The 14,611-nt window shown below is 65.9% G+C and carries 15 protein-coding genes; 6 read left to right on the top strand and 9 right to left on the bottom strand.

Features of this window, described 5'->3' with window-relative positions; all coding sequences use genetic code 11:
- Positions 1–10 precede the first annotated feature (10 nt).
- From ACP7AG_RS17165 to ACP7AG_RS17145, 5 genes are all read right to left on the bottom strand, one after another.
- Positions 11–823 carry a ParA family protein gene (locus ACP7AG_RS17165; RefSeq protein ID WP_426010385.1) on the bottom strand — a complete coding sequence of 271 codons (813 nt, stop codon included), beginning with the start codon at positions 821–823 and terminating at the stop codon, positions 11–13.
- Positions 807–1,460, bottom strand: a complete 654-nt coding sequence (rsmG, locus tag ACP7AG_RS17160) for a 16S rRNA (guanine(527)-N(7))-methyltransferase RsmG (RefSeq protein WP_426032312.1) — start codon at positions 1,458–1,460, stop codon at positions 807–809. Before rsmG ends, ACP7AG_RS17165 begins: the two co-directional genes overlap by 17 nt.
- Before the next feature lie 4 nt (positions 1,461–1,464).
- Positions 1,465–3,321, bottom strand: a complete 1,857-nt coding sequence (gene mnmG / locus ACP7AG_RS17155) for a tRNA uridine-5-carboxymethylaminomethyl(34) synthesis enzyme MnmG (protein WP_426032310.1) — start codon at positions 3,319–3,321, stop codon at positions 1,465–1,467.
- 166 nt (positions 3,322–3,487) lie between these two features.
- The gene (gene mnmE, locus ACP7AG_RS17150; protein ID WP_426032308.1) at positions 3,488–4,831 is read right to left on the bottom strand and encodes a tRNA uridine-5-carboxymethylaminomethyl(34) synthesis GTPase MnmE; all 1,344 of its coding nucleotides are present in this window, start codon (positions 4,829–4,831) and stop codon (positions 3,488–3,490) included.
- Positions 4,828–5,085, bottom strand: a complete 258-nt coding sequence (locus tag ACP7AG_RS17145) for a DUF6489 family protein (RefSeq protein WP_426010391.1) — start codon at positions 5,083–5,085, stop codon at positions 4,828–4,830. The genes mnmE and ACP7AG_RS17145 overlap by 4 nt, the downstream gene beginning before the upstream one ends.
- 113 nt (positions 5,086–5,198) lie before the next feature.
- Between ACP7AG_RS17145 and ACP7AG_RS17140 the strand changes: the two genes are divergently transcribed.
- The gene (locus ACP7AG_RS17140; RefSeq protein WP_426032306.1) at positions 5,199–5,894 is read left to right on the top strand and encodes a dienelactone hydrolase family protein; all 696 of its coding nucleotides are present in this window, start codon (positions 5,199–5,201) and stop codon (positions 5,892–5,894) included.
- Positions 5,895–5,899: 5 nt separating this feature from the next.
- Complete coding sequence (locus tag ACP7AG_RS17135) at positions 5,900–6,865, top strand: quinone oxidoreductase family protein (protein ID WP_426032304.1); 966 nt, start codon at positions 5,900–5,902, stop codon at positions 6,863–6,865.
- A gap of 91 nt (positions 6,866–6,956) precedes the next feature.
- On the opposite strand, the gene rho is transcribed toward ACP7AG_RS17135, so the two are convergent.
- The 4 genes from rho to hemE all read right to left on the bottom strand — a co-directional run bounded on the left by rho (position 6,957) and on the right by hemE (position 11,182).
- On the bottom strand, positions 6,957–8,378 hold the full coding sequence (rho, locus tag ACP7AG_RS17130) for a transcription termination factor Rho (protein WP_426010395.1): 1,422 nt from the start codon (positions 8,376–8,378) through the stop codon (positions 6,957–6,959).
- A gap of 256 nt (positions 8,379–8,634) precedes the next feature.
- Complete coding sequence (locus ACP7AG_RS17125; RefSeq protein WP_426010397.1) at positions 8,635–9,102, bottom strand: CopD family protein; 468 nt, start codon at positions 9,100–9,102, stop codon at positions 8,635–8,637.
- Complete coding sequence (gene hemH, locus ACP7AG_RS17120; protein ID WP_426032302.1) at positions 9,099–10,157, bottom strand: ferrochelatase; 1,059 nt, start codon at positions 10,155–10,157, stop codon at positions 9,099–9,101. Before hemH ends, ACP7AG_RS17125 begins: the two co-directional genes overlap by 4 nt.
- Complete coding sequence (hemE, locus tag ACP7AG_RS17115) at positions 10,154–11,182, bottom strand: uroporphyrinogen decarboxylase (RefSeq protein ID WP_426032300.1); 1,029 nt, start codon at positions 11,180–11,182, stop codon at positions 10,154–10,156. Before hemE ends, hemH begins: the two co-directional genes overlap by 4 nt.
- A 450-nt stretch (positions 11,183–11,632) precedes the next feature.
- Between hemE and ACP7AG_RS17110 the strand changes: the two genes are divergently transcribed.
- Genes ACP7AG_RS17110 through coaE form a run of 4 tightly spaced genes read left to right on the top strand, consistent with a single transcriptional unit; the run spans position 11,633 to position 14,611 of the window.
- A complete protein-coding gene (locus ACP7AG_RS17110) occupies positions 11,633–12,535 on the top strand; it encodes a pyruvate, water dikinase regulatory protein (protein ID WP_426010401.1) in 903 nt (300 codons plus the stop codon).
- Positions 12,532–13,131, top strand: coding sequence for a Maf family protein (locus ACP7AG_RS17105; RefSeq protein WP_426032298.1), 600 nt, complete (start codon positions 12,532–12,534; stop codon positions 13,129–13,131). The genes ACP7AG_RS17110 and ACP7AG_RS17105 overlap by 4 nt, the downstream gene beginning before the upstream one ends.
- A complete protein-coding gene (aroE, locus tag ACP7AG_RS17100; RefSeq protein WP_426032296.1) occupies positions 13,128–13,991 on the top strand; it encodes a shikimate dehydrogenase in 864 nt (287 codons plus the stop codon). The genes ACP7AG_RS17105 and aroE overlap by 4 nt, the downstream gene beginning before the upstream one ends.
- Entirely contained in the window at positions 13,988–14,611 is a 624-nt protein-coding gene (gene coaE / locus ACP7AG_RS17095) for a dephospho-CoA kinase (protein ID WP_426032294.1), read from the top strand. Before aroE ends, coaE begins: the two co-directional genes overlap by 4 nt.

The raw sequence follows: 14,611 nt of genomic DNA, 5'->3' as shown, positions 1-14,611 counted from the left end.
CAAGCGGGCTCTACGCCGCTTGGGCCAACCGTGACTTTTCACGCGTGATCACTTCGCGCGCCAGACGCAGGTAAGCCTGGCTGCCGGCGCATTTCAGATCATAGAGCAGCACGGGTTTACCGAACGACGGTGCCTCGGACACCCGGACGTTGCGGGGTATGACCGCGTCATAGACCTTGTCGCCAAAGTGTTGCCGAACATCCCGCGCCACTTGGTCGGACAGACTGTTGCGGCGGTCGTACATGGTCAGCACCACGCCCTGGATTTCCAGCTTGGGATTCAAGCTGCCGCGCACGCGTTCGATGGTTCGCATCAGCTGAGTGAGGCCCTCCAGAGCGAAGAATTCGCACTGCAGCGGCACGAACACGGCGTCGGCGGCGGTCATGGCGTTGACGGTCAACACGTTCAGCGAGGGCGGGCAGTCGATCAGCACATAGGTGTAGGGGCCGCCGGCGCGGAGCGGCTCCAGGGCGTCGCGCAAACGGTAGGACCGGCGCGCTACCTGGCCAAGCTCGATCTCGACGCCCGACAGGTCGGCGTCGGCGGGAATGACGTCCAAGCCCGGCAGCTCGGTGCGGACCGCGGCGTCGACGACCGGTTTCTCGCCCATCAACACGTCATAGAGCGTGGTCTTGCGCTGCATGCGGGTGATGCCCAGGCCCGTCGAGCAATTGCCCTGCGGATCGGCGTCGATCAGCAGCACCCGTTCGCCGCAGGCCGCCAGGGCCGTGCCCAGATTGATCGCGGTGGTGGTCTTGCCGACCCCGCCCTTCTGATTGGCGATCGCCAGGACGCGCAGCGGTTGGTCAGACTTTACGGACACTTTTAAGCCCTTTCACTTGCACGATCTGGCCTCGCGGGTCGCTCAGGGAGGGCCGCAGGTCGGACTCGAATTTCCAATAGGTCGCGGCCTCGACCAGTTCCGCAGCGACATCCTGTCCCTTCAGGAACCAGCCCGTCGCGCCGCGCTTCAGGTAGGGCTGGGCGTAACCCAGAAGTCTGACCATCGGCGCGCAGGCCCGAGCCGTGACGACATCGACCTTGAGGTCGAGCTCCTCGGCGCGACCGTTATGAACCTCAGCGGGCAGCTTCAGGTCATCGACCACCGCGTGCAGGAACTTGCAACGCTTGGTCATGCTCTCGATCAGATGGACCTTGGCGCCCGGCGTGTCCTTCAACAGGATCGCCAGCACCACGCCCGGCAAGCCAGCGCCGGCGCCCAGGTCGGCCCAGATTCTGGCCTCGGGCTCCAGCTTCAGAAGTTGCGCGCTGTCCCAGGCATGGCGGTTCCAGAAGTTTGGTAGCGAGGCCGGCCCCACCAGGTTCATCACGGCGTTCCACTCGGTGAGCAGGGCTTGAAAACGCCGCAGGTCGGACAGCTGGGCCTCGCTACATGCCGTTAACCGCTGGAAGGCGGCTGCGTCGAGGGGCTCGAGCGGTTCGATGATCAGGTCGGTCATGGGATCAGGCTGCACGGGCGCGCCGCACATGGGCCAGCAGCGCCGTCAGGGCTCCTGGCGTCACGCCTTCGATACGGGCCGCCTGGCCCAGGGTGAGAGGTTTGACGCGCTGCAGCTTCTCGCGCACCTCGTTCGACAGACTGCCCACCAAGGCGTAGTCCAGATCGCCCGGCAGGCGCAGATCCTCTTCCCTGCGGAAGGCTTCGGCGTCGATGCGTTGGCGGTCGAGATAGCCGGCATAGGCCGCCTCGATCTCGATCTGCTCGCGGGCCATCGGGCTCCACGTGGAAATCTCCGGCCATACCGAGGTCAGGCCGTCGAGCGTAACCTCCGGTAGGGCGAGCATGGCCAGGACGTCGCGGCGCTGGCCGTCGGCATTAACCTTGAAGCCGGCCCTCACGGCGGCGGCCGGCGTCAGATTGACCGAACGGGCAAAGGCCCGAACGGCCGCAAGCTCGGCCTTCTTCATGGACCAGGCGGTTGCACGGTCCTTCCCCACGCAGCCCAGTTCAAGGCCGCGATCGGTCAGGCGCTGGTCGGCGTTGTCGGCCCGCAGCACCAGGCGAAACTCGGCGCGGCTGGTGAACATGCGATAGGGTTCGGTGACGCCCCGGGTGACCAGGTCGTCGATCATCACGCCGATATAGGCCTCATCGCGGGCGAAGATCGCGGGCTCCTTGCCCTGCCCCGCCCGCGCGGCGTTCAGGCCGGCGACCAGGCCTTGGGCGCCCGCTTCCTCATAACCCGTCGTGCCGTTGATCTGACCCGCCAGGTAGAGTCCGGCCAGGCGCTTGGTCTCAAGGGTCGGGTAGAGCTCGCGCGGGTCGACATAGTCGTACTCGATCGCATAGCCATACCGGATGACCTCGACGGTCTCGAGGCCCGGCATGGTGCGGAGGAACAGCAATTGCGTCTCGGGCGAGACCGAGGTCGATATGCCGTTAGGATAGACCGTGTCGTCGTCCAGGCCTTCTGGCTCCAAGAAGACCTGGTGGCTGGTCTTGTCGGCGAAGCGGACGACCTTGTCCTCGATCGAGGGGCAATAGCGCGGGCCGATCCCGGTGGCGCGGCCGCCATAGACGGCGGATTCGCCCAGGCGGTCGGCGATGATCTTGTGGGTCTCGGCGGTCGTATAGGTAATGCCGCACTGGATCTGGGGCACGTCCACCGTGGAATTGAGAAACGAGAACGGCTCGGGGTCCTCGTCGGCGGCCTGCATTTCCAGGCGATCCCAAGCGATGGTCTTGCCGTCCAGCCGCGCGGGCGTGCCCGTCTTGAGGCGGCCCATGTCAAAGCCGAGCGCGTAGAGCCGGTCCGACAGGCCGATCGAAGGCGCGTCGCCTACACGGCCGGCCGGGGTGCGAGTCTGGCCCTGATGGATCACGCCCTTCAAGAAGGTGCCCGTGGTCAGCACGACGCGCGGCGCGCGATAGGCGCCGCCCTCCCCGTCAACCACACCGGCGACGACGCCGCCCTCGACGATCAAGTCCTCAGCGGCGGCGGCGATCACGTCCAGGTTCACGTGGGAAAACAGCTCGGCCTGCACCGCCTCGCGATAGAGCTTGCGATCGATCTGGGAACGGGGGCCGCGCACGGCGGGCCCCTTGGAGCGGTTCAGGAGTCGATATTGGATGCCGGCCTTGTCCGCCATCCGCGCCATCAGGCCATCCAAGGCGTCGATCTCGCGAACCAGATGGCCTTTGCCCAGCCCGCCGATGGCCGGGTTGCACGACATTTCGCCAACGGTTTCGAGCTTGTGGGTCAGCAACAGCGTGCGCGCGCCGGCCCTGGCCGACGCAGAGGCGGCTTCGCAGCCAGCGTGACCGCCGCCGATGACAATGACATCCCAGGTGTTGGACAAGCGGCGCGCCTCAATGCGAACGCCCCCGTCTCAGCGGGGGCGCAGAGAACCTTATACGCGGGACTCACCGCGTGGGCGAGTCGGTCGCGGCTGTTCCACGTGAAACAGTCGCCATACATCTGTGATTAGGCTGTGGATGGTTCAAGGCGATGTTTCACGTGGAACATCACTTGCCGATGCAGAAGCTTGAAAACACGCGGTCGAGAACATCCTCGGGATCGATCCGGCCCGTGATGCGGGACAGGGCGCGCGCGGCGAGCCTGACGTCCTCTGCCGCGAGCTCCACCTCCAGACCAACATCGGACAGGGCGCGTTGTATAAAGCGGCGGGCCTCGGTCAGGCTTTCGGCGTGACGGATGCGCGTCGCGGCGGGGAACTCCGCGCCAGACAGAGCGTCAACCACGTGGGACGCCAACGCCGCTCGCGCGGCTTCCGCGCCCCCTGGCTTCCGGGCGGCCATCTCGACGACAAGGAACCCCCGGGCGGACAGGGCATCACGCACCTCGCCGAGCCGAGCCTTGTCGACGATGTCGATCTTGTTGATCACCGCCCAGTCTCCGGGGCGGGTGACGTCGTAGTCGTCGCCTTGTTTCACGTGGAACATCGAAGCGTCGACGACCCATAGCCGCAGGTCGGCATCGCGCGCCCAGGCTTGAGCCCGGCGAACGCCCTCGGCCTCGATGGTGTCTTCAGTGGCCCGTAGACCCGCGGTGTCCGCCACCAGGACCTTGTAGCCGCCCAGGATCATCGGGACCTCGATGATGTCTCTCGTGGTGCCTGGCGTTGAGGTGACAATGGCGGCGTCGCGTTCCGCCAGGCCATTGAGCAAGGTGCTCTTGCCGGAATTCGGAGCCCCGACGAGCGCGATGCGAAAGCCGTCTCGAACCCGGCGACCTCGCGCGGCGTCGCTCAACGCCACGCCAATCTCTGCTTCAAGAAGCTTGAGGCCTGGGCGCGCACGCCCCGCGACATCCTCGGGGAGATCCTCGTCAGGAAAATCCACGGCGGCCTCCAACATGGCCAGCGTCTGGACGAGGAGTTCCCGCCACGTCTCATAGCGCTCGCTCAGCGCGCCACCCAGTTGCCCAAGCGCCTGACGGCGTTGCGCCTCGGTCTCGGCGTCAATGAGGTCGGCCACGCCCTCGGCCTGGGTCAGGTCCAGCTTGCCATTCTCGAAAGCGCGGCGCGTGAACTCGCCCGGCTCCGCCAGTCGCAGGCCTTCGGCGCATAAGGCCTGCAGTACAGCCTCGACCACGGCGCGGCCGCCATGCACGTGAAACTCGGCGGCGTCCTCACCGGTATAGCTCGCAGGGCCCTCGAACCACAGAACCAAAGCGTCATCGAGGGCGACGCCAGCATGGCTCAGCTGTCGTAGCGCCGCCCGACGCGGCCTGGGCAGGGCTCCCGCCAGGGCGCGGACGGCGCCGCCGGAACGCGGGCCCGACACCCGAATGACGGCCACCGCCGCCCTCCCCGCGCCGGTGGCCGGCGCGTAGATCGTGTCGTTCATTCGCGCTTGCCGCCCATGCCCCCGACCGCGGCGCCGGCCGCCGCCGTCATCAGCTTGCGGAACTGGTCCTGGGCGCCGCTACCGAACGCCATCCAGTTCTTCATCAGCTCTTCGGGCGCCAGCATGGCCATGTTCGCATCCATGCGGCTCTGCATCTCCTTGACCATATGGTCATTCAGCGCCGTCACGTCGGGAAGGCCGAGAAAGGCTCGCGCCTCGACAGCCGTGCAATCGATCTCGATAGTCATCTTCATGGTTGGTTCCCTTCGGGTAGGGCACGACATTGTTATGCGTCAGGCGCGTCGGACCACGTTAGAGCGCTTCGGTCGAAAGTCCCATCGACGCCTTGCGGATACGGAGAGCCCCCATGAGTGAGACCCTCACGATCGACACCCCGGACGGCGCCTTCTCGGCCTATGTGGCGCGCCCTTCGGTCGAGCCAGCGCCGGCGATCGTCGTCATCCAGGAAATCTTCGGTGTCAACAAGGTCATGCGCGATGTCTGCGACAACCTCGCGGCCCAGGGCTTCATGGCCATCTGCCCCGATCTTTTCTGGCGCATCGAACCGGGTATCGACATCACCGACCAGAGCGAAGCCGAATGGAAGCGGGCCTTCGAGCTCTATAACGCCTTCGACGTCGAGGCCGGCGTCTCGGACATCGCCGCGACCATCGCCGCCGCCCGCGCCTTGCCCGCCGTCAATGGCAAGGTCGGAGCGCTCGGTTACTGCCTGGGCGGGCTGCTGGCCTTCCTGACCGCTGCCCGCACCGACAGCGACGCCACCGTCGCCTATTACGGCGTCGGAATCGAGAAACATGTCGGCGAGGCTGACAAACTGGCCCGTCCGCTGCTGATGCACATCGCCGAGGAAGACCAATTCGTGCCGAAGGAAGCGCAGAAGGTGATCCTGGGCGCGCTGAAGGACCATCTGCAGATCGAGGTTCAAACCTATCCCGGTTGCGATCACGCCTTTGCCCGGGTGGGCGGCGAGCACTACGACGCGAGCGCCGCGGGTAGGGCCAATGCGCGCACCCTGTCCTTCTTCAAGTCCAAGCTGGGCTGACCGTCATGCTGGCCATACAAGCCGCCCGCGCCGGCGGTCCCGAGGTGCTTGAGCGCGTCGATCTCCCGGTCCCTTCGCCTGGGCCTGGCCAGATCCTGGTCCGGCACCAGGCGGTGGGGCTGAACTTCATCGACACCTATCACCGCAGCGGCCTCTATCCGATGAAGATGCCGGCTGTGCTGGGTCTTGAGGCGGCGGGGATCGTCGAGGCAGTTGGAGACGGCGTTACCCGGTTCGTCGTCGGCGACCGCGTCGCCTATAACGGCACGCTCGGCGCCTATGCAGAGGCCGCCGTGGTTCCCGCCAACCGAGCGGTAAAGGTCCCGGACACGGTCAGCCTCGAAACGGCGGCGGCGGTACTGCTGAAGGGTATGACCGCCGAGTTCCTGGTTCGGCGCTGCCACAAGATCGAAGCGGGTCAGACCGCGCTGATCCATGCCGCCGCCGGCGGCGTCGGGTCGATCCTGGTCCAGTGGGCCAAGGCGCTGGGCGCGACGGTCATCGCGACGGTTGGGTCCGAGACCAAGGCCGCCCTCGCCCGGGATCACGGCGCCGACCATGTGATCCTGTACGGCCAGGAGGACGTCTCGGCCCGGGTCGCCGAGATCACCGGCGGCCAGGGTGTAGCCATCGTCTATGACGGCGTCGGCAAGGACACCTTCGAGGCCAGCCTCAAGAGCCTAGGTCGACGCGGCGTTCTGGCCACTTTCGGCAACGCTTCCGGGCCAGCGCCGGCGATCACCCCGCTGGAGCTGGCGGGCAAGTCGCTGTTCCTGACCCGGCCCAGGCTGTTCGACTATATCGTAACGACCGAAGAGCTCGACGAAAGCGCTGCGGCCCTGTTCGCCGTGCTGGCGTCGGGCGAGGTGAAGATCGAGGTCGGCCAGAGCTTCCCACTCGCCGAGGCCCGCGCCGCGCACGAATCTTTGGAAGGTCGACGGACGACGGGCGCGACCTTGCTGATCCCGTGACCGGCGCGCGTCAGAACGCACGGACGAAGATTGAAAAAGGGCGACGGGACCACTCCCGCCGCCCCTGATGTTTCACGTGCGACAATGGGTTCTAGGTATTCATCGACTGGAAGAAATCGCCGTTGGTCTTCGACTGGCGCATCTTCTCGAGCAGGAACTCGATGGCGTCCGAAGCGCCCATCGGGTTGAGGATACGGCGTAGCACATAGGTCTTCTGCAGCTGGTCGCGCGGGGTGATCAGCTCTTCCTTGCGGGTGCCGGACTTCAGCACATCGATGGCCGGGAAGATGCGCTTGTCAGCGACCTTGCGGTCCAGGATGATTTCCGAGTTACCGGTGCCCTTGAACTCTTCGAAGATCACTTCGTCCATACGGCTACCGGTGTCGATCAGGGCGGTGGCGATGATAGACAGCGAGCCGCCCTCCTCCACATTCCGCGCCGCGCCGAAGAAGCGCTTGGGACGCTGCAGGGCGTTGGCGTCGACGCCGCCGGTCAGCACCTTGCCCGACGACGGGACGGTGGTGTTGTAGGCCCGGCCCAGACGGGTGACCGAGTCCAGCAGGATGACGACGTCACGCTTGTGCTCGACCAAGCGCTTGGCCTTCTCGATGACCATCTCGGCCACCTGAACGTGGCGGGTCGCCGGCTCGTCGAAAGTCGAGGCGATGACCTCGCCCTTCACCGTCCGCTGCATGTCGGTGACTTCTTCCGGGCGCTCGTCGATCAGCAGGACAATCAGGTAGATTTCCGGATGGTTGGTTTCGATCGACTTGGCGATGTTCTGCAACATCACCGTCTTGCCGACGCGCGGCGGGGCCACGATCAGGCAGCGTTGCCCCTTGCCCAGCGGCGCCACGATGTCGATGATCCGGCCCGAACGATCCTTGATGGTCGGATCGGGCAGTTCCATGTTGAGTCGCTCTTCGGGATAGAGCGGCGTCAGGTTGTCGAAGTGGATCTTGTGCTTGACGTTGTCGGGGCTCTCGAAATTGATCAGCGTCACGCCGGTCAGGGCGAAGTAGCGCTCGCCTTCGCGCGGCGCGCGGATGGCGCCGTCGATGGTGTCGCCGGTCCGCAGGCCGAACTTGCGGATCTGCGAGGGCGACACATAGATATCGTCTGGACCAGGAAGATAATTAGCTTCCGGTGAACGCAAGAAGCCAAACCCGTCCTGCAGAACTTCCATGGTGCCCGAGCCCGAGATTTCCACGCCTTCCTCGGCGAGGGTCTTGAGGATCGCGAACATCATGTCCTGCTTGCGCATGGAGTTGGCGTTCTCGACCTCGAAGGTCTCGGCGAAGGCCAGCAGGTCGGCTGGGGATTTCTCCTTCAGTTCCTGCAGGGACATGGTCTTCAGGCCCATCGCCGCAACAGTGGCGCCCACTTCGGATTCTTCGTCGCCGCCGGCGTCATCGCCCTGCGGATCGACCGAGGCGGCCAGGGTCGTCGTATCGACGATCGGCTCTTCAGCCTCGTTGGCGCTGTCGTTCTGGTTTTCGGTCTGGTCGGTCATGGTGACACTCAACGTCGCGCGGCCCGCGAAACCGCGAGCCGTGCCTTGGTTCTGATGGTCTCGTCGCGAGGGGCGGCGAGGGGTCGCGCCATGACGACGGCGCGTATCGGATCTGGGGAACGGACTTCGGAGCCAGGCTCCAGGGGCGCATCAGGACGAGCGCCAGCCCGTAGAGGTCAGGATCGCGGAACCTGGGCGCCGCGCCTTTTGGATGGGAACCACAGCAGGACCGCCGGGTCAAGCGGAGCCGCGGGCGTCAGTGGCTCAGGAACTTCGTCGTCACCGACAGCACGATGACGATCGCCGCCAGGAACGGCAGTTCATTGGTCATCCGCCAGAACTTCTCCGAACGGGTGTTGGTCCCATCCGCGAAGCGCTTGCGGGATTTCGACATGAAGCCGTGCCAGGCGAACAGGAAGATCAGGGCGGCGATCTTGGTCAGGGCCCAGGGCTGCAGGACGAAGTCGTGGCCCAGGCGCTCGCTGTCGATCATGCCCAGCAACAGGCCCATCAGCAGGGCCAGGATCATCGCCGGGTTGATGATGATCTTCATGGTCCGCAGCTCGGCCAGCTTGAACACCCCGTCCATGTCCGAGCCTGGCGTGGCCCTCATGTGATAGATGAACAGACGCGGCAGGATCAGCATACCGGCGATCCAGGCCATAACGAAGATGATGTGCAGGCCGCGGATCAGGTTGAAGTACGGCGCCAGCAAATCGATCACGCCTGGGCTCCCTGCTTGTTGGGGCATTGGGTTCGATCGCCGCCACAACGCCAGGCGCAGGCGGTGACGATGGGCTCGGCGGCGGCAAGCGCGTTCTGGACGATCTGGCCCAGACCGCCAATGAACTTCGGCGTGACGCCCAAGGCGGGCGCCCGGACATAGGCGGGGCAGCCGGCCTTGATGGCCACGTCGCGATATTCGTGGTCGAGCTCGACCAGGGTCTCGATATGTTCGGAGACAAAGGCGATCGGCGTGATCACCAGGGCCAGGCCCTGCTCGCTGGCGGCCTTGATCTCCTCCTCGGTCGAGGGACCGATCCACTTCATCGGGCCGACCCGGCTCTGATAGGTCACCCGCCAGTCCCAACCCGCGCCGAGCCGCGCCGTGACTGCTGCGGCGGTGGCTTCGATCTGCTGCTGGTAGGGATCGCCGGCCAGGATGACCTTTTCCGGCAGGCCATGGGCCGAGAACAGCAGACGGGCTGGCCCGGGCCGGCCAGCCTTGTCATAGGCGGCCTGGATCAGCTCGGCATGGGCCTGGATGAAAGCCTCGTCTGTCGGATAGCAACAGACGGTCGAGATTCGGCCCGGTCCCGCATAGGCCTTCTTCCAGGCCTGCAATGAAGAGCCCGTCGTCGTGGTCGAGAACTGGGGGTAAAGCGGCAGCAACACGACCTCATCCGGGGCGAAGGCCTTCACCGCCTTTGCGGTCTGGTCGGTCAGCGGCTTCCAGTAGCGCATGGCGATGAAACATCGGGTCTCGGCGTCTGGGAAACGGGCGGCCAGGTCGGCTTCCAGCGCGCTCGCCTGTTTTTCGGTTTCCGGCAGCAGGGGCGAACCCCCGCCCATGATCGCGTAATTGGCCTGGGCCAGCTTGGTGCGTGTGGTGGAGATCAGCGCCGCCAGCGGATAGCGCGCGATCGCGGGCAGGCCGATGATCGCCTTGTCACGGAACAGGTTGAACAGGAACGGCCGCACCGAGTCCTGGCCGTCCGGGCCGCCCAGGTTGAACAGGACGACAGCGATCTTGCGTCTGTTCCCGCTTAGGGGGCTCACTTGCCAGTGACCCGGGCTAGTACTGCTTCGACATGGGCGATCGGCGTGTCGGGCAGGATGCCATGCCCCAGGTTGAAGATGTAGGGGCCATCACCCCACTGCTCGAGCAGTTGATCGACCCGCGCCAGCAGGGCGTCGCCACCGGCCCGCAACAGCAGCGGATCCAGCGCGCCTTGGATGGTCTTGGTCTTCTGGATAGTCTGGCCCAGCTCGGCCGAGGCCTGGGTGTCCAGCGCCACGCCCTGCACCGGCGTGACGCGAGCATAGCGCTCGACCAAGGCGCCTGCCCCGCGCGGGAAGCCCATCACCGGCGTGGTCACGCCCCGAGCCCGCAGGCCCTCGACGATGGCGGTGTGCGGCTTGATCACCAGCCGTTCGAACAGCGGCTCGGACAAGCCCTCGGCCCAGCTCTCGAACAGCTTCAGCACCTGGGCGCCGGACGCCGCCTGCATGGCCAGGTAATCGATCGTCGCATCGACCAGCACCTGAATCAGTCGGTCGAGGATGTCGGTATTCTGGTAGGCAAAGGTTCGCGCGCCAGAGCGGTCGCTGGAACCGCCTTCGATCATGTAGGTCGCCACCGTCCAAGGCGCGCCGGCGAAACCGATAAGGGCGCGCTCCGGCTCGAGGGCGGCTCGCACGCGGCTCAGGGTCTCGCCCACCGCGCCCAGCGCCTGGCCCGCCTGTCCGGTCAGCTCGGCCATCGACTCGATCGATGGCAGCTCGCCCAGCTTGGGACCCTCACCCGCCTCGAACCACACCTTCTGGCCCAAGGCCTGGGGGATCAGCAGGATGTCAGCGAAGACGATGGCCGCGTCATAGGGAAACCGCCGCATCGGCTGCAGCGTGACCTCGGCGGCCTTTTCCGGATTGAGACAGAAATTGATGAAGGTCGGCTCGGTGGCGCGCACTGCCCGGTACTCCGGCAGATAACGCCCTGCCTGGCGCATGAACCACACCGGCGGTCGCTCAGCCTTCTGGCCATCCAGGACGGAAAGGAGCTTGGGCTTTTGAGACGTGGTCATGAGGGTGTTAAATCCCCTCAGGCGCTCGGGCTCAAGCCCGTATCTCCCCGGAGGTCTCTCTTCCCTTCTTCATTCTTTTAATAAGTTTTTAAGGAAGTTTGCAGAAGGTGATGGGTAAGTGCCTAACGGGGAAAACCCCGTTGCGATGCACCATGCCCCCGCCCGTCGCAGATCCGTCCCAACATGACCCACATGTGGGCGTGAGCCTGTGAACTGTGGGGATAATCCGCTAGCGCTTCGAAATCCCTAACGAAACGTTAAGATGGTGAACAGCGTCCTAACCCTGAGCGCGGATTCATCCCGCGCTTGGGAGAATCGCGACACCACCCTTGTGGGTGCAAACTGAGACTGGGGATTGTCCGGCGTCAACGTGACCGTTTAACACAGGGGGTGCGGCGAGGGCCGTAGCGGCGCGGGATTCACCCACGTTCATCCCCAGAGGCAAGGCACGTGGTTAAGCAACCGTTAACGGATGATCCACAGGAAACCGGCCCCGGTGAGAGCGAGCGGGCCGCGCCGCGGTTCGCCACCTACTTCCATATCCACCTGGTGTCGGACTCGACGGGCGAGACCCTGAACGCCATGGCCCGCGCGGTCTGCGCGCGCTTCACCGACATCCTGCCGATCGAACACATCTACGCGCTTGTCCGTTCCACGCGCCAATTGGACCGGGCCCTGAAGGAAATCGGCGGGGCGCCGGGGGTGGTGATGCACACCATCATCGACCCGACCCTGCGCGCGGCCCTTGAAGAGGGTTGCCGGCGTTTGGAAATGCCTTGCATCGCCGCCCTCGATCCCGTGGTCAGCGCCATGTCGCGCTATCTGGGCGCCCGGATCTCCACCCGGGTCGGGGCCCAGCACGCCCTCAACAATGACTATTTCGACCGGATCGAGGCGCTGGACTACGCCATCGCCCATGATGACGGCCAAGGCGGCCAGGACCTGACCCAGGCCGACGTCATCCTGGTGGGCGTCTCGCGCACCTCCAAGACCCCGACCTGCATCTACCTCGCCCACCGCGGCGTGCGGGCCGCCAATGTGCCGTTGGTGCCGGGTCGTCCGCCGCCCGAAGAGCTGTTCACCCTGAAAAACACCCTGATCGTCGGCCTGATGACCACGCCCGAGCGTCTGATCCAGATCCGTCGCAACCGCCTGCTGTCGCTGAAGGAGAACCGCGAGAGCGACTATGTGGAGACCGACGCGGTGCGCGCCGAAATCATCGCCGCGCGCCGACTGTTCGAGAAACAGGGCTGGCCGATCATCGACGTCACCCGCCGCTCGGTCGAGGAGACGGCGGCGGCGATCATCAACCTGCTGTCGGGCGGCCGTGGCCAGGTCGAGGTTCTGGGATGAGCTCACCACCCATTACCCTGGCGTCGAAGAGCGCGGCGCGGATGGCGATCCTGCGCAACGCCGGCGTGACCTTCGAAGCCGTTGGTTCGGGCGTCGATGAGGAGGCCGCCAAGGCCGGACTGCTGGCCGAGGGCGCCAGCCCCCGCGAAGTGGCTGACGCCTTGGCCGAATTGAAGGCGTTCAAGGTCTCGACCAAGCGGCCCGGCCTGGTCATCGGTTCGGACCAGACGCTGGAACTGGACGGCGCGCTGATCGACAAGGTCGATACGGTCGAAGCGGCCCGCGCGCGATTGATCCAGATGCGGGGCAAGGTCCACAAGCTGCACTCGGCCGTGGTCGTGGCGCGCGACGGCCAACCGATCTGGCGGATCGTCGAGACCTCCAGGCTGTCGGTGCGAAACTTCAGCGACGCCTGGCTCGACGGCTATCTGCAACGCAACAGCCCCGACATCCTGTGGTCGGTCGGCTGCTATCTGCTGGAGGGCGAAGGCGTGCAGTTGTTTGAGCGGATCGACGGCGATTATTTCGCCATACTGGGCCTGCCGGTCACCGGCCTGTTCGACTTCCTCAGGCTGCACGGAGCCCTCCCGACATGAGCGCGACCACGACGGGAGCCGCGATCGTCGCTGGCGTCTGCGGCCAGCCGATCCGCCACTCGATGAGCCCGGCGATCCACAACGCCTGGATCGCCGCCGCCGGCCTGGACGCCGCGTACGTGCCCTTCGCGCCGGGCGAGGAGAATTTCGAGGCTTTCGTCGAGGGCCTGAGGGGCGGCGCGATCCGCGGCCTCAATGTCACGATCCCCTTCAAGGAACAGGCCCTGGCCTGCGCCAACAATTGCAGCGACCTGGCCCGAGTGGCCGGCGCGGCCAACCTGCTGATCTTCGAGGCCGACGGAACCATCCGCGCCGACAATACCGACGGTCCAGGCCTGATCCAGGCGATCGCGGCCCAGGCCCCGGGGTTTGATCTGGCCCTATCGCCGGTGGTCATCATTGGTGCGGGCGGCGCGGCGCGCGGCGCGGCCGCCGCCCTGGCCCTGGCGGGCGCGCCGAGGATCAGCATCGTCAACCGCACCGTGGCTCGGGCCGAAGCCATCGTCCGTTCCATCGGCGGCGTGGTCGAGGCGGTGTCGGACGGTGAACTCGACGCTCTGCTCGGCCAAGCCGGCCTGGTGATCAACGCTACGTCGCTGGGCCTGGGCGGCGGACCCGGACCCGCGGCCCGGTTGGAGCTGACACCTAAAAACGCCGTGGTCGTGGACATGGTCTACAAGCCCCTGCACACGGAATTCCTGAGACGCGCCGAGGCGGCCGGTCGGCGCACCGTGGATGGCCTGGAGATGCTGTTGCGCCAGGCCATCCCCAGCTTCGAGGCGTTTTTCGGGGTGAAACCGCCGATCTCGGTGGACGTCCGCGCCCTGGCTTTGGCGCGGCTGGGCGAGGCCGCCCGATGATCATCCTGGGCCTGACCGGATCGATCGGCATGGGCAAGTCGACGACGTCTAAGATGTTCGCCGATGAGGGTGTGCCGGTCTACGATTCCGACGCCGCCGTGCATGCGCTCTATGCCAGCGGCGGGGCGGCGGTGGCTCCGGTCGAGGCGGCCTTTCCAGGCGTGGTGATCGACGGCGCCATAGATCGAACCCGCTTGAGCCAGGCGGTGGTCGCCAATCCTGAAGCCCTGCAGATCCTGGAATCGATCGTGCATCCCCTGGTCGGCGCCGACCGCGTCGGCTTCTTCGAGGAGGCGAAAAGCGAGGGCGCCGACATCGTGGTGCTCGACATTCCCCTGCTCTACGAGACCGGTGGCGACAAGAAGGTCGACAAGGTCGTGGTGGTCTCGGCCCCGGTCGGCATGCAGCGGGAGCGGGTTCTGGCCCGGACCGGCATGGAGCCCGCCAAGTTCGAGGCTATACTGGCGCGCCAGACGCCCGACGCCGAAAAGCGTGCGCGGGCCGACTTCGTGATCGATACGGGGCGAGGCCTGGACCACGCCCGCGGCCAGGTCCGCGACATCCTGGCTCGTCTTCGCGCCGTGGCTTCGCTTGAAGGCGGCGCCGAACACGCTCATTAG

The organism is Caulobacter sp. DWP3-1-3b2, from assembly GCF_049896325.1.
Taxonomy (GTDB): Bacteria; Pseudomonadota; Alphaproteobacteria; order Caulobacterales; family Caulobacteraceae; genus Caulobacter.
The sequence above is the reverse complement of the archived record's forward strand: the minus strand, read 5'-3'. Positions and strand labels throughout refer to the sequence as shown.